General features: G+C 39.6%; 20 protein-coding genes. 3 read left to right on the forward strand and 17 right to left on the reverse strand.

Annotation, left to right across the window (positions count from 1 at the left end; genetic code table 11):
* Nucleotides 1-14: 14 nt before the first annotated feature.
* From V4T18_RS09720 to cobA, 4 genes are read right to left on the reverse strand one after another with little or no spacing between them, the layout of a single operon-like run.
* Nucleotides 15-1,823 (reverse strand): assimilatory sulfite reductase (NADPH) flavoprotein subunit, encoded by a 1,809-nt coding sequence (locus V4T18_RS09720; protein ID WP_332649005.1) that lies wholly within the window; start codon nt 1,821-1,823, stop codon nt 15-17.
* An 18-nt stretch (nt 1,824-1,841) separates the two neighbouring features.
* Nucleotides 1,842-1,988, reverse strand: a complete 147-nt coding sequence (locus V4T18_RS09725) for a YezD family protein (RefSeq protein ID WP_332649006.1) — start codon at nt 1,986-1,988, stop codon at nt 1,842-1,844.
* A 15-nt stretch (nt 1,989-2,003) separates the two neighbouring features.
* On the reverse strand, nt 2,004-2,732 hold the full coding sequence (locus V4T18_RS09730; RefSeq protein ID WP_332649007.1) for a sirohydrochlorin chelatase: 729 nt from the start codon (nt 2,730-2,732) through the stop codon (nt 2,004-2,006).
* A gap of 4 nt (nt 2,733-2,736) precedes the next feature.
* Entirely contained in the window at nt 2,737-3,525 is a 789-nt protein-coding gene (gene cobA, locus V4T18_RS09735; RefSeq protein WP_332649008.1) for a uroporphyrinogen-III C-methyltransferase, read from the reverse strand.
* A gap of 251 nt (nt 3,526-3,776) precedes the next feature.
* Between cobA and cysQ the strand changes: the two genes are divergently transcribed.
* Nucleotides 3,777-4,622, forward strand: coding sequence for a 3'(2'),5'-bisphosphate nucleotidase CysQ (gene cysQ, locus V4T18_RS09740; RefSeq protein WP_332649009.1), 846 nt, complete (start codon nt 3,777-3,779; stop codon nt 4,620-4,622).
* A gap of 85 nt (nt 4,623-4,707) precedes the next feature.
* On the opposite strand, the gene cysC is transcribed toward cysQ, so the two are convergent.
* The 8 genes from cysC to cysK form a co-directional block, all read right to left on the reverse strand.
* Nucleotides 4,708-6,537, reverse strand: a complete 1,830-nt coding sequence (gene cysC / locus V4T18_RS09745; protein ID WP_332649010.1) for an adenylyl-sulfate kinase — start codon at nt 6,535-6,537, stop codon at nt 4,708-4,710.
* A gap of 1 nt (nt 6,538) precedes the next feature.
* Nucleotides 6,539-7,438, reverse strand: coding sequence for a sulfate adenylyltransferase subunit CysD (cysD, locus tag V4T18_RS09750; RefSeq protein ID WP_332649011.1), 900 nt, complete (start codon nt 7,436-7,438; stop codon nt 6,539-6,541).
* A gap of 38 nt (nt 7,439-7,476) precedes the next feature.
* Nucleotides 7,477-8,178, reverse strand: a complete 702-nt coding sequence (locus tag V4T18_RS09755) for a phosphoadenylyl-sulfate reductase (RefSeq protein ID WP_332649012.1) — start codon at nt 8,176-8,178, stop codon at nt 7,477-7,479.
* Between the two features lie 12 nt (nt 8,179-8,190).
* A complete protein-coding gene (locus V4T18_RS09760; protein ID WP_332649013.1) occupies nt 8,191-9,264 on the reverse strand; it encodes a sulfate/molybdate ABC transporter ATP-binding protein in 1,074 nt (357 codons plus the stop codon).
* A 16-nt stretch (nt 9,265-9,280) separates the two neighbouring features.
* A complete protein-coding gene (gene cysW / locus V4T18_RS09765; protein ID WP_332649014.1) occupies nt 9,281-10,153 on the reverse strand; it encodes a sulfate ABC transporter permease subunit CysW in 873 nt (290 codons plus the stop codon).
* Between the two features lie 14 nt (nt 10,154-10,167).
* Complete coding sequence (gene cysT / locus V4T18_RS09770) at nt 10,168-11,007, reverse strand: sulfate ABC transporter permease subunit CysT (protein WP_332649015.1); 840 nt, start codon at nt 11,005-11,007, stop codon at nt 10,168-10,170.
* Nucleotides 11,008-11,037: 30 nt separating this feature from the next.
* Nucleotides 11,038-12,072 carry a sulfate ABC transporter substrate-binding protein gene (locus V4T18_RS09775; RefSeq protein WP_332649016.1) on the reverse strand — a complete coding sequence of 345 codons (1,035 nt, stop codon included), beginning with the start codon at nt 12,070-12,072 and terminating at the stop codon, nt 11,038-11,040.
* A 374-nt stretch (nt 12,073-12,446) separates the two neighbouring features.
* Nucleotides 12,447-13,373 (reverse strand): cysteine synthase A, encoded by a 927-nt coding sequence (gene cysK, locus V4T18_RS09780; RefSeq protein WP_332649017.1) that lies wholly within the window; start codon nt 13,371-13,373, stop codon nt 12,447-12,449.
* 143 nt (nt 13,374-13,516) lie between these two features.
* On the opposite strand from cysK, the gene V4T18_RS09785 reads away from it, so the two are divergent.
* Together V4T18_RS09785 and V4T18_RS09790 are read left to right on the forward strand one after the other, a co-directional pair.
* Nucleotides 13,517-13,828: a thioredoxin family protein gene (locus V4T18_RS09785; protein WP_332649018.1), complete on the forward strand. Its 312-nt coding sequence runs from the start codon at nt 13,517-13,519 to the stop codon at nt 13,826-13,828.
* A gap of 25 nt (nt 13,829-13,853) precedes the next feature.
* Nucleotides 13,854-14,648, forward strand: coding sequence for a glycerophosphodiester phosphodiesterase family protein (locus V4T18_RS09790; RefSeq protein ID WP_332649019.1), 795 nt, complete (start codon nt 13,854-13,856; stop codon nt 14,646-14,648).
* Between the two features lie 81 nt (nt 14,649-14,729).
* On the opposite strand, the gene V4T18_RS09795 is transcribed toward V4T18_RS09790, so the two are convergent.
* The 5 genes from V4T18_RS09795 to sufD form a co-directional block, all read right to left on the reverse strand.
* Nucleotides 14,730-15,119, reverse strand: a complete 390-nt coding sequence (locus V4T18_RS09795) for a YidH family protein (RefSeq protein ID WP_332649020.1) — start codon at nt 15,117-15,119, stop codon at nt 14,730-14,732.
* A 171-nt stretch (nt 15,120-15,290) separates the two neighbouring features.
* A complete protein-coding gene (gene sufB / locus V4T18_RS09800) occupies nt 15,291-16,688 on the reverse strand; it encodes a Fe-S cluster assembly protein SufB (protein ID WP_332649021.1) in 1,398 nt (465 codons plus the stop codon).
* Between the two features lie 20 nt (nt 16,689-16,708).
* Entirely contained in the window at nt 16,709-17,152 is a 444-nt protein-coding gene (gene sufU / locus V4T18_RS09805) for a Fe-S cluster assembly sulfur transfer protein SufU (RefSeq protein WP_332649022.1), read from the reverse strand.
* Nucleotides 17,142-18,371 (reverse strand): cysteine desulfurase, encoded by a 1,230-nt coding sequence (locus tag V4T18_RS09810; protein ID WP_332649023.1) that lies wholly within the window; start codon nt 18,369-18,371, stop codon nt 17,142-17,144. Before V4T18_RS09810 ends, sufU begins: the two co-directional genes overlap by 11 nt.
* Nucleotides 18,371-19,678 (reverse strand): Fe-S cluster assembly protein SufD, encoded by a 1,308-nt coding sequence (sufD, locus tag V4T18_RS09815; RefSeq protein ID WP_332649024.1) that lies wholly within the window; start codon nt 19,676-19,678, stop codon nt 18,371-18,373. The genes V4T18_RS09810 and sufD overlap by 1 nt, the downstream gene beginning before the upstream one ends.
* Between the last annotated feature and the right edge of the window lie 13 nt (nt 19,679-19,691).

Here is a 19,691-nt window from a genome sequence, read left to right on the forward strand (position 1 = left end):
TTGCCGATTTATCGTTAGTACACATCTCTTTGATAACGTTGTTGACTCTTTAATTCATTGATATATTTTGCTGCTTCATCTATTGTTTTTTCACTCTGTTCTTCAATAATCGTATGTAACATTTTATCGACATCGGCTGCCATCGTTTTTTCGTCACCACATACATAAATGATTGCACCTTGTTCAAGCCATTGGTAAACCTCTTTTGCATTTTCCTGTAAGCGATGCTGTACGTATACCTTGTGTTCAGTATCTCGTGAAAAAGCAACGGTTAAATTCGTAAGAGCCCCTTCTTTTAACCAACTCTGCCACTCTGTTTGGTAAAGGAAGTCTGTAACAAAATGCTGATCACCAAAGAACAACCATGATTTACCCTCTACACCTGCTTCTGCTCGTTCCTCTATAAAGGAACGGTATGGCGCAATTCCAGTACCAGCACCAATCATAATAATCGGTGTAGAATCGTCCTTTGGTAATTTGAAGTTTGGATTTCTATGCACATAAATCGGAAGCTTTTCGCCCTCTTCTAGACGCTCTGCAATCCCCCCAGAGCATACACCGAGACGTGTACGACCATCCCCTTCATAACTTACCTTTCCAATCGTTAAATGAACCTCATCCTCATTGGCCCGCTGACTACTTGAGATCGAATAAAGACGAACTGGAATTTTTCGTAGTAATTCTACAAAATCCTGTTCTGACCATGAAAACGGACCAAATTGCTCCACTACATCTAGTAAGTCGCGTCCATACCCATAATCCTTCCAAGCATTAGCTTGTGCTAAAATATTTCCTAATTCTTCATTGCCGGTGAATGCCGCAATTTTTTGTAATAACGGCTTTGACAACACCGTAATTTCTAGCTTCTTTTGCAGCGCTTCCTTCAACGAAAGTTCTTCATCTTGTAGCTTCACCTTTATATTTTCATCAAAGCCAAGAGCTGAAATAAGGGAGACTACTAAGGTTGGATCATTTTCCGGCAGGATGCCAATGCTATCTCCAGGTTCATAGGTTAACCCAGAGCCTTCCAACGAGAGCTCAAGATGATGCGTTTTCTTATTTGAGCCACGACCGTTTAAATTAATATTCGCAAGCACCTCTGCTTGGAACGGATTTTTCTTGGAATACACTGTTTCCTCGTTTTGTCCGATTGCCTTTACCTCTCCTCCAGTTGATGCTTGTGGCGTCAAGGCTGACAGCTCACGGGCCACCTCTTCCACCCAATTATGGGCAAGCTCCTCAAAATCTAGGTCACAGTCTACACGCGGAATAATACGCTGCGCACCGAGTTTCTCTAATCTTTCATCAAAATCAATACCTGTTTTACAGAAAAACTCATAAGAGCTATCTCCTAGGGCTAGTACCGAAAACTTCACATGATGGAGCTTCGGTGCCCGCTTGCTATAAAGAAACTCATGGAATCCAATGGCATTATCAGGCGGCTCCCCTTCTCCATGTGTACTTGCCACTACAAATAAATTAGTCAGTTTTTTCAGATTATTCGTTTTAAACGCTGACATGGATGAAACGGTTACCTCTACACCGTATTCACTTAAAGTCTTTCCTAGCTTCTCTGCTACACCTTGTGCATTGCCAGTTTGGGATCCATATAAAACAGTAGCAATTTGTCTTACGGCCTGAATCGGTTCCTCTACCACTGCTGCTTCGATAGGATTTTCAAGCGATGCTTGTGCTGTAGCCTGTGCTCCACTTAAGTAGCCTGTTAACCAAATTTTTTGATAGTCAGTTAAGCTTGGTAATAATTCATTTAATCCTTTTATTTGCTCTTCGTTAAACGGACTGCTCAATACATTTAAAGTCAATTTTTCCACCTCGCGAATTTACTTCAATCTAATTTTTTCATTTTTCTCGATTTGAACAACAAGCCCATCCTGTATAACAAGTGTAATTGTTCCAAACTTAATCGTTGCGAGCATCTCCTTAATGTTTTCTAGAGCTGCTTCAACATTTTCCTTTTGCTTTGTCATACTCGATCCCCCTTATTAAATCGCCTTTTGCACTCGCTCAATAAGAACCTGACGAACGTTTTGGTCATAGCCTAGACTCTCACATAAAATGATTCGGGCCTCATCAATTTCAAGTGCATTCACCTTTTTTCGAATCCCAATACTTAATAGACCTGAAAATAATAAGTACGGAACGATAAATAGCTGCTTTACATCTTGGAGCTGTAAACCATTTAAAGTATCGTCAAACGATGGTCCTGAGCCATATAAAAAGCAAGTACGTACTGAACAAAACCCAAATTTCTCCTGCAGACGGTGACTAATAATGTTCATATCTCTTACGACTGCCAGATCACTGCTTCCCCGCCCCACTAATAGCACCTCTGCTTCAGGTAAAATTTCAAGAGACTGCTCGGTAATACGTTTATATACGGTATCGATTAATGCATCATGAATGCCAAATGGTTGACCTATTAGAAACTTTACATACGGATACAATTTTCGAGCCCTTTCAATTTCTACTGGAATGTCTTCCTTTGCGTGCTGAGCTGACAGTAGCAAAATAGGAGCAATCGTAATAGTTGTAGCACCTCGATTTACACAATTCTCTATTCCTTGCAGGATAGTTGGCTCTACTAATTCTAAAAAAGCTGTTTCTTGAATCCCCACTGCAACCTGCCTCTTTGTTTCCTCGATAAAACATAGAGCCTCTTCTACCCCTTTTTTCACTCTTGTTCCATGCCCAACATATAAAATTGCGTGCATCCTCTCACCTACTTATCCTGATACTTTCTTCTACATACCGCTCTGTCTCGAGCTTTTGCTCAAACCATTGTATTTTTTCACGGATCGAAACTACCTCTCCAACAATAATCATGCTCGGATTGCTAATTTGACTTTCCTTAGCCCGTGACACAATCGTTTCTAAAGTTCCCGTCACCGTTTGCTGTTCTTCAAATGTCCCCATATGTACGAGCGCAACAGGCGTTGAAGGATTTCGCCCATACTTTAATAGCTGTGAGCAAATATACGGTAAATTTCCTACTCCCATGTAAATCGCTAATGTATCGATTCCCTTCGCCAAGTTTTCCCATTTTATAGAATCATCCTTTCCTTCACGCATATGTCCTGTCACAATGGCAAAGCTCGAGCTGTAATCTCGATGTGTCACCGGAATTCCTGCATACGCCGGTGCTGCAATGCCTGAAGTAATTCCTGGTACAATTTCAAACGGGATTTTATGTTCGGCTAGTACCTCTGCTTCTTCAGCACCACGACCAAAAACAAATGGGTCTCCACCTTTTAAGCGTGTCACTACTTTCCCTTGACTGGCATATTGTACAAGCGAAAAATTAATATGTTCCTGAATCATTGCATGACGATTCGGTAGCTTGCCACAATAGATCAGCTTCGCATTAGGCTTGGCATACTCTAATAATTCCTTATTTATTAATCGATCGTAAAAAATAACATCTGCTTCTTTAATGCAGCGAAGGCCCTTAACAGTTATTAACTCAACATCCCCAGGTCCCGCTCCAACAATATAAACCTTCCCCATAAAATTACCCTCCTTTTAATGCGAATTATTTCCAATAATTAATATTAATGTATATATTAAAGTATTCTCATCCCAAATACAATAATACCTATAAAAAAACTCGGTTATTATTTTTTCATTCTCCATCTTAAAGGCTTTATTGGTGATTTCAAAGGAAATAGCACCTTTACTCAATCATTCCTACATACCTCTGACTAATCTTGAGTATTCCTAGTAGCTATGTTAGAATTACAGCAACTAGGAGGGATACCATGGTCAACCAAAGGATCAATATATTAGAAATCGCTAAAACGGCATTCGAAGCAGGACAGCAAATTTTAGATGTGTATCATTCAGATGGGATGACAGTTGAATATAAAAACGATGCTTCACCAGTAACCATTGCTGATAAAAAATCACATAACTATATTTGCGATAAACTATCCTCACTCTATCCAACTATTCCATTAATCAGTGAAGAAGGGGAATTGCCTGACTATAAACAGCGGGAGCGTTGGCATACTGCTTGGCTTATTGATCCTTTAGATGGCACAAAGGAATTTATTAAGCGAAATGGAGAATTCACAGTCAATATCGGACTTATTAAAAGGGGCACACCTATTTTGGGCGTTATTTATTTACCCTCTCAGGACACAATGTACTTTGCAAGCAGTAGGCTAGGTTCCTATAAAATGGAAAAATGTAATACTACGTTACAGAAGGTTTATAGTGAAAGCGAATTAATAGATGCATCCGAAAAATTACCTATTACCCAACCACGCGATTCATTAGCAATTGTTGTGAGCCGCTCTCATTTTTCAACAATCACGCAAGCCTATATCGACCAAATTCAACAGCAGGTCGGCGATGTACATATTATCGAAGCAGGTAGCTCGGTAAAAATGTGTTTAATCGCAGAAGGTAGCGCAGATATTTACCCTCGGCTAAGCTATTCAATGGAATGGGATACTGCTGCCGGGGAAGCTATTGTAACGTTTAGTGGTGGCAGGGTTGAAGAGTATAATACAGGTCTACCACTGCAATACAATAAAGAACATTTAAAAAACCCTTTCCATATTGCAAAATCTAAGCTAAAAGGAGACTTCTTTCATATTTAATTAATCTTCTGAATTTGTAGCTAACATCCTCCCTTTTTCGTTTATATAACGTAGGTCTAATATGTAGGGAGGATTTTTATTAGCTTTATAGGGACAGAAATTTTAAAACTTCTTTTACAATATAATCGGTTGCGTCCTCTAATGAATAGTCGCTTGTATCGATTTCAATATGAGGATTCCTCGGTGCTTCATATGGACTGGAAATACCGGTAAAATGCTGTATTTCCTCTGCTCGTGCTCTTTTATATAGCCCTTTCACATCACGCTCTTCACAAACCTGGAGTGGTGTACTGACGTATATTTCAATATAAGCGTCGCCAATAACCCTCTTCGCATAGGAACGATCCTGCTCGAATGGTGAAATAAACGATGTTAACGTAATTAAGCCCCCATCATTCATCAGCTTCGCCACTTCGGCGATACGACGGATATTTTCCACACGGCCCACTTCGTCAAAACCTAAATCTTTATTTAAACCTAGTCGAACATTGTCTCCGTCTAGTAGCATCGTATGATAACCTAAGGAAACTAGGCGCTTTTCAACTTCATTCGAGAGAGTTGATTTTCCTGAGCCTGAAAGACCAGTGAACCACAGCGTTACAGGGGACTGCCCTTTTTGACTTGCCCGCACTTCCCTTGTTATATCTGTATTTTGCCAGCTAATATTATGGGCATGGTGAAGAGCTTGAAGAATCACACCACATGAGGATGTCATATTCGTAACACGATCAATTAAAATAAAACTCCCTAGTGCTTCATTCCGTTCAAATGAATCAAACACGATTTTTTCTGACAGAGCTATTTCACATGAGGCTAATTCATTTTTCACAATTTGCTCAGCTTGAATATGCTGTCCTGTATTAATATCCACTTTATGTTGAATCGAAAGAACCGTACCAGGAATAATTTTCGTTCCAATTTTCACGAAATACTGCTTTCCAGGGACAAGCTTTGTATCATCCATCCATAGAATTTGAGCAGAAAATAAATCAGCTCCTTCAATATTATCCGCTGTAGTTAAAACGCAGCCGCGCGAAACATCTACTTCTCGATCTAATTGAACTGTAATAGGCTGCCCTATACTAGCGCATTGAACTTCTCTGTCCGTTAATAAAATACTTTTTACCTTCGCCTTTTCATTACTTGGAAGAGCGATTACTTCATCCCCTACCGCTACTGCCCCAGCTTCAATTTGCCCTTGAAAACCGCGAAATGTATGATCAGGTCTGCTTACCCGCTGTACAGGCATCATGAAAAATTGTTGCTCCTTGTCTTTTCGAACATCTACTTGTTCTAAATAAGGAAGTAAGGCTAGCCCATCGTACCATGGTGTATTCTCCGAGCTCTTTGTTATATTGTCCCCATTCGTTGCGGAAACTGGAATAATTTGAATACTTTCAAGTGAGAAATCCTTTGTTAGTTGAAAAAAATCATCTCTTATTTCATTAAATCGAGCTTGATTGAACCCTATTAAATCCATTTTATTAACAGCTAATACAATATGCTTCACACCCATAAGGGCACAAATACGAGCATGACGCTTCGTTTGGGTAATAACTCCCTTTGTTGCATCTACTAGAATAATAGCAAGGTCAGCAAACGAAGCACCTACAGCCATATTACGTGTGTATTCCTCGTGCCCTGGCGTATCTGCTACAATAAACGAACGATAGTCTGTTGTGAAATAGCGATACGCGACATCGATCGTAATCCCCTGCTCTCGTTCTGCTAGTAAACCATCTAGTAGTAGTGAATAGTCAATTTCTCCGCCACGACTGCCTAGTTTGCTATCTAATTCTAATGCTTTTTCCTGGTCAGCAAACAGCAGCTTAGCATCATAGAGCATATGACCGATTAGCGTAGATTTCCCATCATCTACACTGCCACAAGTTATAAATTTCAATAAGCTTTTCATGTTAGAAATACCCCTCTCGCTTACGTCTTTCCATGCTCCCAACAGCTTCTTGATCGATAACACGAGTTGTACGTTCTGATGTAACGGCACCTAATGTTTCTTCAATAATTTCATCCAACGTAACTGCATCCGATTCAATACCGCCTGTCAGAGGGTAGCAGCCTAATGTACGAAAACGAACTTTTTTCATTATCACTTCTTCATTCGGTTCTAATCTCATACGTTCATCATCTACCATCACATAATTGCCATCTCGGTTCACAACGGGTCTTTCCTTTGCAAAATAAAGTGGAACAATATCGATACCTTCTCGATGAATATATTGCCATATATCCTTTTCAGTCCAGTTTGAAATTGGGAAGACACGTATGCTTTCCCCCTTATGAATTTGTGTATTATAGAGCTGCCACATTTCAGGTCGTTGATTTTTCGGATCCCAAGCGTGGTTTTTATTTCGGAAGGAAAAAATACGTTCCTTGGCACGGGATTTTTCCTCATCTCGTCTTCCTCCACCAAAAGCTGCCGTAAACCCGTATTTATCTAGACCTTGCTTTAAGCTTTGTGTTTTCATAATATCTGTATAGGCCGAACCGTGATCGAATGGATTAATGCCTTGCTCAAGCCCCTCTTCATTCCTGTGGACTAGCATTTCAATGCCTAGTTCTTTTGCACGTCGGTCTCTAAATCTGATCATTTCTTTAAATTTCCATGTTGTATCGATGTGCAGAAAAGGAAACGGTGGCTTTTCCGGATAGAAGGCTTTCATCGCTAAATGAAGCATAACGGAGCTATCCTTTCCAATTGAATAAAGCATTACTGGGTTTTCACATTCCGCAGCCACTTCGCGAATAATATATATTGCTTCTGCCTCAAGTTGATCGAGGTGAGTCAGTTCATTCATTTACGTGTTCTCCTTTCAAAATCTATCAAAATTAATGGTTAGCCATGTAGGCCACATTCTGTTTTTCCTTGCCCTTGCCATCTTCCTGAGCGTAAATCTTCAGCGGTAAAAGCAGGCTTTGTGCAATGTAAACAGCCGATGCTCGGGTAACCTTGGTCGTGCAGGATGTTATAAGTTAATTCATGCTTTGAGACGTATCGCCATACATCCTTCCATGTCCAGTGAATCAGTGGGCATATCTTAACCGATTGGAAACGATCGTCCTTATTGATAAACTCAACATTTTTCCGTGTTTCTGATTGCTCATGACGAAGACCAGAAATCCACGCTTTAGCACCCGTTAGTACCTCATTTAATGGATTTAGCTTTCGAATATTGCAGCATTGATTTGGATTCGTTTCCCATAATTTATCGCCGAACTGCTCCGCTTGCTGCTCTAAAGTGAGCGCTGGCTTTTTTAATTCTATACGGAGTGCTGGATATTTCTCACGGACTCGCTCAATCGTTTCGTATGTTTCTTTAAAATGTACATCTGTATCTAAAAACACAATTTGTGCATCCGGCTGTACTTTCGCAATTAAATCAATTAGCACAATTCCTTCAATGCCAAAACTACATGCGTACACAATATCTTTTCCATACTCTTTAAAGCTCCATTCTAAAACCTGCAGAGCGCCTTTATATATTTCATCAGCTTCAAATGAAACGTTCGGCTCCTGCCATGCTTCGTACGTTAACAAAAGAATCCCTCCTTAAATCACAAAGTCCTCTGGTATGAATACTTTCATTTCTTTTGGACTGACATATACCACTTCTCCAACCTTTAACCCAAGCTGCTCGTAGTCTTCCTTACTTACCTCCACCTCTACATACGCATCATGATCTTCACGCTTCATCTCAACATGCCATGTCGGACCAATCGAATGCATAAATGTAATTTTTGCTGCAATCGCTTCCTCACTCCTCTGCTCTCTCTCTATTTTCAAATGATGAGGGCGAACATATCCAACTGCTTCTGTATCATGGGCATGCAAATGATCTGGTGCATCAAATCTCGCTGAGCCTAAATCTAGCTTCCCTTTATGCAGGCGGCCGTGAAACAAATTTACATTACCTAAAAAGTCATATACGAATGGACTAGCCGGCTTATCATATACTTCTGATGGCGTACCGAGCTGCTCAATTTCCCCTTTATTCATAATGACGATTCGGTCCGCAACATCTAATGCCTCTTCTTGATCATGTGTTACGAATACACTCGTTACATGGATCTCATTATGTAATTTTCGTAACCACCTACGTAACTCTTTTCGTACCTTTGCATCGAGTGCACCGAACGGCTCATCTAGCAATAATATTTTCGGTTCTACTGCCAAGGCTCTTGCTAGTGCTACACGCTGCCGTTGCCCACCAGAGAGCTGCGTAGGATAACGTTGGGCAAAACCACTTAATTTCACTAAATCCAACAGCTCGTTTACTTTATGCTCAATTTCCTTCTTTGACGGGCGCAGTCTTTTTTTACGTACCTTTAAGCCGAATGCAATATTATCAAATACGGTCATATGCTTAAATAATGCATAATGCTGAAACACAAAGCCTACATCACGTTGATTCACACTCACATCACTTAAATCTATACCATCAAAAGAAATGCTACCTTCTTCAATCGACTCTAGACCAGCAATCATTCGGAGCAGCGTCGTTTTCCCAGAACCTGACGGGCCAAGTAATGCTACTAACTCCCCTTTAGGAATATCTAAATTTATATTCGATAATGCCTGAAACGAGCCATAGTGCTTCGTCACATTGCGTATTTCTATTGACATTTTTCATCACCCATTCTTAAGCTTGTTGTTCCTTTTCAGTTCGCCATTCAATCCAAGACTTCACAATTAACGTTAAGAGTGCAAGTAGCGACATCAATGAAGCAACTGCAAACGCCGCTGAAAATTGGTATTCGTTATATAAAATTTCTACATGTAATGGCATCGTGTTTGTCATACCTCGAATTCGACCCGAAACTACCGATACTGCTCCAAACTCTCCGATTGCTCGGGCATTACATAAGATCATGCCGTACAGTAGCCCCCATTTTATCGTTGGAAGGGTTACTCGGAAAAACATTTGCCAGCCATTTGCTCCAAGAGAAACTGCCGCCTCCTCCTCTGCACTTCCTTGCGCCTGCATGACAGGGATCAGCTCACGTGCTACAAAGGGCAAAGTGACAAACATCGTTGCAATAATAATTCCAGGTACGGAGAAAATAACTTTTATTCCCCAATCTGTCAGCCATGGTCCCAGTACACCACGCGGACTAAAGAATAATACAAAAACTAAACCTGCAATAACCGGTGATACTGCAAAAGGTAATTCAATCAGGGATAATAGGAGCTGCTTCCCTCTAAATTGAAACTTCGTAATACACCATGCCGCCGCTACACCGAAAATTGTATTGAGTGGTACTGTAATTACAGTTACGAGTAATGTTAGCTTAATAGCAGACAGTGCATCACTCTCAGTAATCGCTGCAAAATACACGGCTGCTCCTTGTTCAAATGCTTTCACAAAAATAAACACAATCGGAACTAAAAGAAATAAGCTTAAATAGAGCAGCATTACTCCAATCAAAATCCGCTTCGTCCAATTTGCTCGTTTTTTTTCACTCGTTACGGATTGAGTTCGGTTTTCCTTATATTTCGAAACATCTACTGTCACGTGCAGCACACCTCCTATTCACCTTGCAAATCATGCTTCCTGCTCCATTTCTGAAGTAAATTAATAAGTATTAAGCAAACAAAAGAGACTAGTAACATAACAGTTGCAATCGCTGTAGCTCCTGCATAATCAAATTGCTCAAGCTTTGTCATAATCATTAGCGGGGCAATTTCTGTTTTCATTGGCATATTCCCGGCAATAAAAACAACTGAACCATATTCACCGAGTCCCCTTGCAAAGGCTAACGAAAATCCTGCTAAAAGAGCTGGCAATACTTCAGGGAAAATGATTTTCGCAAAGATTTGCCGTCTCGTTGCACCTAAGCTAGAGGCTGCTTCTTCCACCTCTCGCTCCATATTTTCTAGCACCGGCTGCACCATTCTTACTACAAAGGGTAAACCTATAAACATGAGAGCAATTGTAATTCCAATCGGTGTAAACGAAATTTTTATGCCGATTGCTGAAAAGTATTGTCCAACCCATCCATCCTGTGCATACAGAGTTGTCAAAGCAATCCCCGCAACTGCTGTTGGCAGAGCAAAGGGTAAATCAATTAGGCCATCGATGATGCGTTTGCCAGGGAAGCTATAACGTACTAGCACCCAAGCAATCAAAAAACCAAAAAGGCCATTAAATAATGCTGCAGCAAACGAAGTTGCAAATGAAATTTTATAGGCATGCATCATTCGCGGGTTCGTAACAACTTGCCAAAACTCCGACCAACTAAGCTGCGAGGATTCTATAAATACCATTGACAATGGAATGAATATAAACAAAGAGATATACAACGTCGTTATCCCCATCGAAAGACCAAAACCAGGTAATACATTCTTTTTTCTATGCTTTTTCTTCATATGTTTTACCACCTAACTTAACGATCTCCACTACTCATAAATGGAGTCAAACACACCACCATCGTCGAAATGCTTTTCTTGCGCCTCTCTCCAGCTACCAAACTTTTCATCTATAGTAAATAGCGTAATTTCAGGGAAAATAGCCTTATACTTTGCAGCTACCTTTTCTGAACGAGGACGGTAATAATTTTTTGCAGCAATTTCCTGACCAACATCTGAATATAAATACTCTAAATAGCCCTCTGCAACTTCTCTTGTACCTTTTTTATCTACTACACTATCAACTACCGCTACAGAAGGTTCAGCTAAAATACTAGTTGAGGGTGAGACAATTTCGAATTCTTCTTTCCCGAGTTCATTCAACGCTAGGAATGCTTCATTTTCCCATGCGATCAAAACATCACCAATCCCTTTTTCAACAAAGGTTGTTGTAGAACCACGTGCGCCAGAATCTAATACCTCTACATTCCTATATATTTTCGTTACAAACTTCTGTGCCTTCTTTTCATCATTATTATATTTTTGGAGTGCATAGCCCCAAGCAGCTAAATAGTTCCAACGTGCACCACCAGATGTTTTAGGGTTCGGTGTAATAACTGATACATTTTTTTTCGTTAAGTCGTCCCAATCCCTAATGTTTTTTGGATTACCTTTCCGTACTAAAAAAACAATGGTCGACGTGTAAGGAGCTGAGTTATTTTCTAATCGTTCAATCCAGTCACGATCGATTAATGCTTGATCAGCAATAGCATCAACATCGTAAGCTAGAGCGAGTGTCGCTACATCTGCCTCCAAGCCATCTATAACCGAGCGCGCCTGACTGCCCGAACCTCCATGGGATTGCTTAACTGTGACCTCTTGCCCCGTTTTCTGCTCCCAATACGTAGCAAATTCTTCATTGAACTCTTGATATAGCTCCCTCGTTGGGTCATATGAGACATTTAATATCTCTACAGAATCAGACTTTGCTCCATTCACGCTTTTTGAATCCTGCCCACAAGCGGTTAATAACGCCAAAGAAGTTAATAGTACTGCTGCATGTTGAACAATCCCTCTTTTTTTCATATTGTTCCCTCCAGTTTTAAAATAGTGATTATCTCCATGTCTTTAGGTCATCTAATCAGCAAATAAATTAAACCTATTAGTAAAGTATGTTTTAAGAAAAATAAAAAACTGCCCAATTTCACAGTGGTAGACCCTCTGAGTAATTGAGCAGCCTCTAGTTTCTCTAGTGAGCTACTTTTAATTCTTAGTATTTTTATATGTATTATATTATTTTATCCCTTTTACTTTGTCAACATGGAATTTCAATTTTTCAGATAAATAAATAAGACCGAATTTTTTCGAATGCAAAGAAAAAACATCTGTATCATTAATGTTGGAGAAACACCAACCCTAGGGCTAATACAGATGTTAATTTATCTTATTATAAAAGAAATTTACTCAAATAAGCCTTCCATACTTAAATAGCGCTCGCCATTATCAGGCGCTATACATAATACGCGTTTCCCTTTCCCAAGTTTTTTAGCCTTTTGAATTGCTGTCCAAACAGCTGCCCCAGAGGAGGGTCCTACTAAGATTCCTTCTAGCCTAGCTAAATCACGAGTTGTTTGCAAAGCATCCTCATCCTCAACTCCAACAATTTCATCGTAAATATCGGTATTTAAAATTTCCGGGATAAAACCTGGACTAGTTCCGACAAGCTTATGGCTTCCAGGTAGTCCACCTGAAAGCACCGGAGAGCCTTTTGGTTCCACAACAATTACTTCTAAGTTAGGTAAATGCTCTTTTAACACCTCACCAGTTCCTGTAATCGTCCCTCCTGTGCCAGCAGTTGCAATAAATACATCTAGCTTCCCACCTGTTTGCGCTAAAATTTCTGGAGCGGTCGTTACTCGATGAATCGCAGGATTGGCTAAGTTTTCGAATTGCTGTGGGATAAAGCTATTAGAGATTCTACTATGCAGCTCAAGCGCTTTTTTTACAGCACCAGGCATTTTTTCAGCTGCTGGAGTTAATACAACCTGAGCACCATACGCCTTTAAAATAGCAATACGTTCCTTTGTCATATTATCAGGCATAACAAATATCGCCTTATAGCCTTTTGCAGCAGCATTCATCGCTAGCCCTATTCCGGTATTTCCACTCGTTGGCTCAATAATCGTCGCACCTGGTAGAATTAGTCCTTGTTTTTCAGCCGTATCGATTAAAGAATAGGCAGCTCGATCTTTGACACTGCCACTTGGATTAAAATATTCGACTTTTACTAATACTTCCGCACAATCCTCACCGACAAGCCGGTTTAATTTAATTACAGGTGTATTTCCAACAAGCTCGAGTATCGAGTTATATATTTTGTTTGACATATATGACACATCCTTATTCTAATGTAGTTTTCCTTATATTACATAAATCCTTACCTGTTTACAAGGTTTTAAAATTGCAGTATGTTATGAATAGTAATATCATATGGTAGGTTAATGTTTTCTAAATCTATGGAGGTTTTTTTATGAAGAATTTAAATTCTATTGAAGAATTCGAAGGACTGAAAAACGGAGAACGTGTGCTATTCGTTTTCTCAGCAGATTGGTGTGGAGATTGCCGTTTCCTAGACCCCATTTTACCAATAATTGAAGAAAAATATGCACAGTATGAATTTATTCAAATAGATCGTGATGAATTTATCGACCTATGTGTTAATATGGACATTTTTGGTATACCAAGCTTCGTTGCCTATGAAAAAGGAGTAGAGCTTGGACGATTTGTAAGTAAAGAACGAAAAACACAGCAGGAAATCGAAGCATTTATTGATAGCTTATAGGAATAGGAGATCTTCGCAAAAAGAGGTGATTTCGATTAAAAAGAATCTTATCATTTTTATCGTGCTTTTTGCATTTTTCCTATTTGCGCTTTATCCAGAACAGCCTCTACATCGAGTTAGTAATATCGCTCATCGTGGAGCTTCCTATTACGAAGTCGATCATAGCTTTGCAGCGTATGATTTAGCCCTCTCCCACAAAGCAGACTACCTTGAGCTTGATGTTCAAATGACAAAGGATGGAGTGGTAGTAGTTGAACATGATGAATCGCCTCCTTACGCTAAAGGTCGAATGATTTCTAGCTATTCCTATAAGGAGTTAGCCTCTTTAGAACGGAAAAACGATAAAGGATCAACGCCAATTTTAACCCTACGTGAAGTGATCGCTCGATACGGAACGTACCCCCTATACATCGAAACAAAAAATAGACGTCCGGGCATCGAGCAAGCGTTAATTGATGTATTAGTGGAGAGTGGTAGAATTAACGACCCTCAAACTTTACTTTTCCAATCCAAATCAGAGGAAAGCTTAAGAATTTTAAAGCGCCGATTCCCCTCTATTCCTACAATGAAGATTTTTTCAAAGGTAGAGAGCGAAAACCTAACAGTGGATGATTTACGTAAGGTTAAGCAATACGCGGATGGCATCATTGTGAACTACAAAACCTTCCCAATCGACCTCATCTCGATTGCACACGAGGAAAAATTATATGTTCATACTTATACGGTGAATAGTAAAAGTGATATGAAACGATTAATCCAACTTGGGGTCGATGGCATTATCACAGATCGACCGGATGTCTTGCGAAAATTATATAAATAGTACTGGAAGAAAAATGAAAGTATCGTTTATGTGCTAATTGTAAAAGCAGGCTACCCACTACGGTGTAGCCTGCTATAATAATTACGATAAACTTATCAGCATAAAATAAATAATTATCATTAAAATCAATACGATTAAAAAATAAGATATCCAAACAATATGTCTATTCGAAGGGATAAATACTTCATTTAATATTTGTTTTCTTTTTGTAGAATAATTAATTGTTGCTGTGAAAATAATTAATAGCCCAAATAAACAAGCGACCATACCGATCATTACTGATAACAAATCAACCCAGAAATGCCGAACAGTCCCTATAGTAAAGTGCAAGCTTGTTGCTAAGAAAGCAACACCTAATATTGAAATAGCCGTTCTAATCCATGCTAAATATGTTCTTTCATTGGCTAAATGTTGCTGGGCATACTTTAATTGCTTACTTATTGTTTCCTGATCTAATTCGTTATTTGTCATCCTAACACCTACTACCTCAATAAAGTCATATTTTTAGTTTAAAGTATACTAGTACTTATCATAAAATATGAAGCATTATCCTTCTGGCCATTTTATATTGAAATTAATAAGGTGCTTTCAACACAGCGGGATAATAAAAAATCGAGCGCGCTTTGCACTCGATTTTTGTAATTATCCGATAGAACCTTCCATCTCGAATTTGATAAGGCGGTTCATTTCTACTGCGTATTCCATTGGTAATTCTTTTGTGAATGGCTCGATGAAGCCCATTACGATCATTTCTGTTGCTTCTTCTTCAGAAATACCACGAGACATTAGGTAGAATAACTGCTCTTCAGATACTTTTGAAACTTTTGCTTCGTGCTCTAGTGATACGTTATCGTTAAGGATCTCATTGTATGGAATTGTGTCTGACGTAGACTGGTTATCCATAATTAATGTGTCACATTCGATGTTTGCACGCGCACCTGTTGCGTTTTTACCGAACTTCACTTGACCTAAATACGTTACCTTACCGCCTTGCTTTGCAATCGATTTTGAAACGATTGTAGAAGACGTGTTAGGCGCTAGGTGAATCATTTTTGCACCCGCATGCTGGTGTTGACCTTTACCAGCTAATGCAATTGATAATGTCATACCACGAGCACCTTCACCTTTAAGGATACATGCAGGGTATTTCATTGTCAGCTTAGAACCGATGTTACCGTCAATCCATTCCATTGTACCGTTTTCTTCAACGACAGTACGTTTTGTAACTAGGTTGTACACGTTGTTTGCCCAGTTTTGGATTGTTGTGTAACGGCAGTAAGCATCTTTTTTAACGATAATTTCTACTACAGCTGAGTGTAGAGAGTTTGTTGTGTAAACAGGAGCTGTACAACCTTCTACGTAGTGTACTGATGCGCCTTCGTCTACGATAATTAATGTACGCTCGAATTGACCCATGTTTTCAGAGTTAATACGGAAGTACGCTTGTAGTGGTGTATCTAATTTAACGCCTTTAGGCATGTAAATGAATGAGCCACCAGACCAAACTGCTGAGTTTAATGCAGCAAATTTGTTGTCAGTGTAAGGGATAACTGTACCCCAGTGCTTTTTGAAGATTTCTTCGTTTTCTTTTAACGCAGAGTCTGTATCTTTAAATACTACACCCATATCTTCTAAATCTTGCTTCATGTTGTGGTAAACTACTTCAGATTCGTACTGAGCAGATACACCAGCAAGATATTTTTGTTCTGCTTCAGGAATACCTAATTTATCAAATGTTGTTTTGATTTCTTCAGGTACTTCATCCCAAGAACGTTGTGTTGCTTCAGATGGCTTTACGTAGTACGTAATTTCATCGAAGTTTAACGATGCCAGGTCGCCACCCCATTGAGGCATTGGCATTTCGTAGAATTTTTCAAGAGCCTTTAAGCGGTAGTCAAGCATCCACTGTGGCTCTTCTTTCATATTTGAGATTTCACGAACGATTTCTTCTGTTAAACCACGCTCAGAACGGAAAATAGATACGTCCTTATCATGGAAGCCATACTTGTAATCGCCGATATCAGGCATTTTTTTAGCCATTTTTTCTCCTCCGTTCAGTTTTATTTACTTTCTTCATTTTTAACGCCTTTTTCCATCGCTTTCCAAGCTAGCGTTGCACATTTAATACGTGCTGGGAATTTCGCCACACCTTGAAGTGCCTCTACGTCCCCTAAATCATATTTATCCAAATCGAATTCTTCACCTAGCATCATTTTCGAGAAAATATCTGCTAGCTCAAGTGCCTCTTCGATTTTTTTACCTTTAACGATTTGTGTCATCATAGAAGCAGAAGACATTGAGATGGAACAACCTTCACCATCAAACTTTGCATTTTGGACAATGCCACCTTGGACTTGAAGCGTTAAATGAATACGATCTCCACACGTTGGGTTGTTCATGTCAATCGTTACGCTATTTTCCTCTAAAGACCCTTTATTTCGTGGGTTTTTATAGTGATCCATAATAACAGAACGGTATAATTGATCTAAATTATTAAAAGACATCGTTGAAATACTCCTTCGCTGTGCGCAGTCCTGCAACTAGACGGTCAATATCCTCTTCGTCATTATACATATAGAAGCTAGCTCGTGCCGTTGCTGTCACTTGTAGCCACTTCATTAGCGGCTGTGCACAATGATGACCTGCACGAACTGCGATACCATTCATATCTAGCACTGTCGCAACATCATGTGGATGTACATCATCTAAATTGAATGTAACAAGTCCGCAACGCTTCATCGGATCACGTGGACCGTAAATTGAAAGCCCATCGATTTTTTCCATTTCATCCATTGCGTACTGCACTAGCCTATGTTCATGAGCTTCGATTTTATCTAGACCAATCTCATTTAGATAATCAATCGCTGCACCTAAACCGATTGCTCCTGCAATGATTGGCGTACCACCTTCGAATTTCCAAGGTAGCTCCTTCCATGTTGATTCGTAAAGGCCTACGAAGTCAATCATTTCGCCACCAAATTCAACAGGTTCCATATTTTCTAATAGCGCCTTTTTACCATAAAGTACACCGATACCTGTTGGTGCACACATTTTATGTCCAGAAAACGCTAAGAAGTCACAGTCTAAATCCTGCACATCAATTCTCATATGTGGTGCGCCTTGAGCAGCATCGACTACCATAATTGCGCCATTTTCATGTGCAATCTTCGCCGTTTCTGTAATAGGATTAATCGTGCCCATAACGTTTGAAGCCATACCCATTGAAACAATTTTCGTTTGAGGCGTAATTGATTCACGAATTTTTTCAATCGATAATGTGCCATCAGCTTCAAGATCGATATATTTTAAAACTGCGCCTTTTTCTTTTGCAAGCTGCTGCCACGGAATAATGTTTGAGTGGTGTTCCATGTACGTAATGACAATTTCATCACCCTCTACAAGATATTGACGACCGTAGCCTAAAGCAACTGTATTTAAAGCCGTTGTTGTACCACGTGTAAAAATAACTTCCTGCGTTGAATTTGCATTGATAAATTTACGAACCTTTTCACGTGCACCTTCATATGAATCTGTTGCACGATTTCCTAACGTATGAACACCACGGTGTACATTTGAGTTATCGAGTTCATAATAGTTTTTTAATGCTTCAAGGACAGCAATAGGTTTTTGTGATGTCGCTGCGCTATCAAGATAAACAAGTGGATGCCCGTTTACTTCTTGATTTAGCACAGGAAAATCACGTTTAATAGCTTTTATATTCATTATCGAACTTTCCTTTCGATAACCTCCGTCAGCTGCTTTTTAACACCTTCGATTGGCAGGTTAGTAACAACTGGCGCAAGGAATCCATGAATTACAAGGCGCTCTGCTTCTGCTTTCGAAATACCACGGCTCATTAAATAGTAAAGCTGAGTCGGGTCTACACGTCCAACAGATGCTGCGTGTCCTGCTGTTACATCATCTTCATCAATTAATAGAATTGGGTTTGCATCACCACGAGCTTTTTCAGAAAGCATTAATACGCGAGATTCTTGCTCCGCGTTGGCTTTCGTACCACCGTGCATAATGTGACCAATTCCGTTAAAGATTGATTGTGCGGCATCCTTCATAACGCCGTGCTTTAAAATTTGACCGTCTGAGTTTTTACCCCATTGACGAATTAACGTTGTAAAGTTTAATTTCTGCTCGCCACGACCAACTGTTACCATCTTGAAATCAGAAGTAGAGTTGTCACCGATTAGGTTCGTTGTGTTTTCGTAAATTGTATCTGAGTCATTCATTAAACCTAATGCCCAGTCAATTTTGGCATCGCGTAATGCGTGCCCACGACGGTTTACATACGCAGTGAAGCCAGTTGCTAATGTATCTACCGCACCGAATGTAACTTGAGCATTATCTTTTGCAATAACTTCAGCAATAATATTTGCTTGTCCTTTTGCTTTTTCAAATGTAGAAATATATGTTTCTACATATGTTACAGCCGACGATTCTTCTGCAACGATTAATACGTGGTTAAATAGTGAAGCTTCTTCATTGTCGTTTACGAATACAACTTGAATTGGCTCTTCAATAATTACGTTACGTGGTACATAAACGAAAACCCCACCGTTTACAAGAGCAGCATGGTAGGCTGTTAATTTATGCTCATCAGCCTTTACAGCCGTTGTCATGAAATATTTTTCTACTAAGTCCGCATGATCACGAACTGCAGTTTGAATATCTGTAAAAATTACACCTTTTTTCACTAGTTCTTCTGAAACTTTAATGAAAGCAGGCGTGTTGTTACGTTGGATATAGAGGTTTTGTTGTCCTTCCTCATCAATGATTGCCTTTACTTCTTCTGGTAGTACATCAAGAGAAGCATAAGCAGCACTTTCCACCGTATGAACTGGGAAATCAACGAAGTTCCATTTTGTAATATTCGTTCTATCTGGCTTTGGTAACTGAATCGCAGTAGCTTTTTCTAATGCGCTTACGCGGAAATCAGCGAAAGCTGCTGGTTCATTGTTCATTTCAGAGAACGAGCGTACTTCTTGTGCTGATAACGCTAATTTTGTTTCAACCGTCATCTTATTCGTCCTC

The organism is Lysinibacillus sp. 54212, from assembly GCF_036662795.1.
In the GTDB taxonomy this organism is placed as follows: Bacteria; Bacillota; Bacilli; order Bacillales_A; family Planococcaceae; genus Lysinibacillus_B.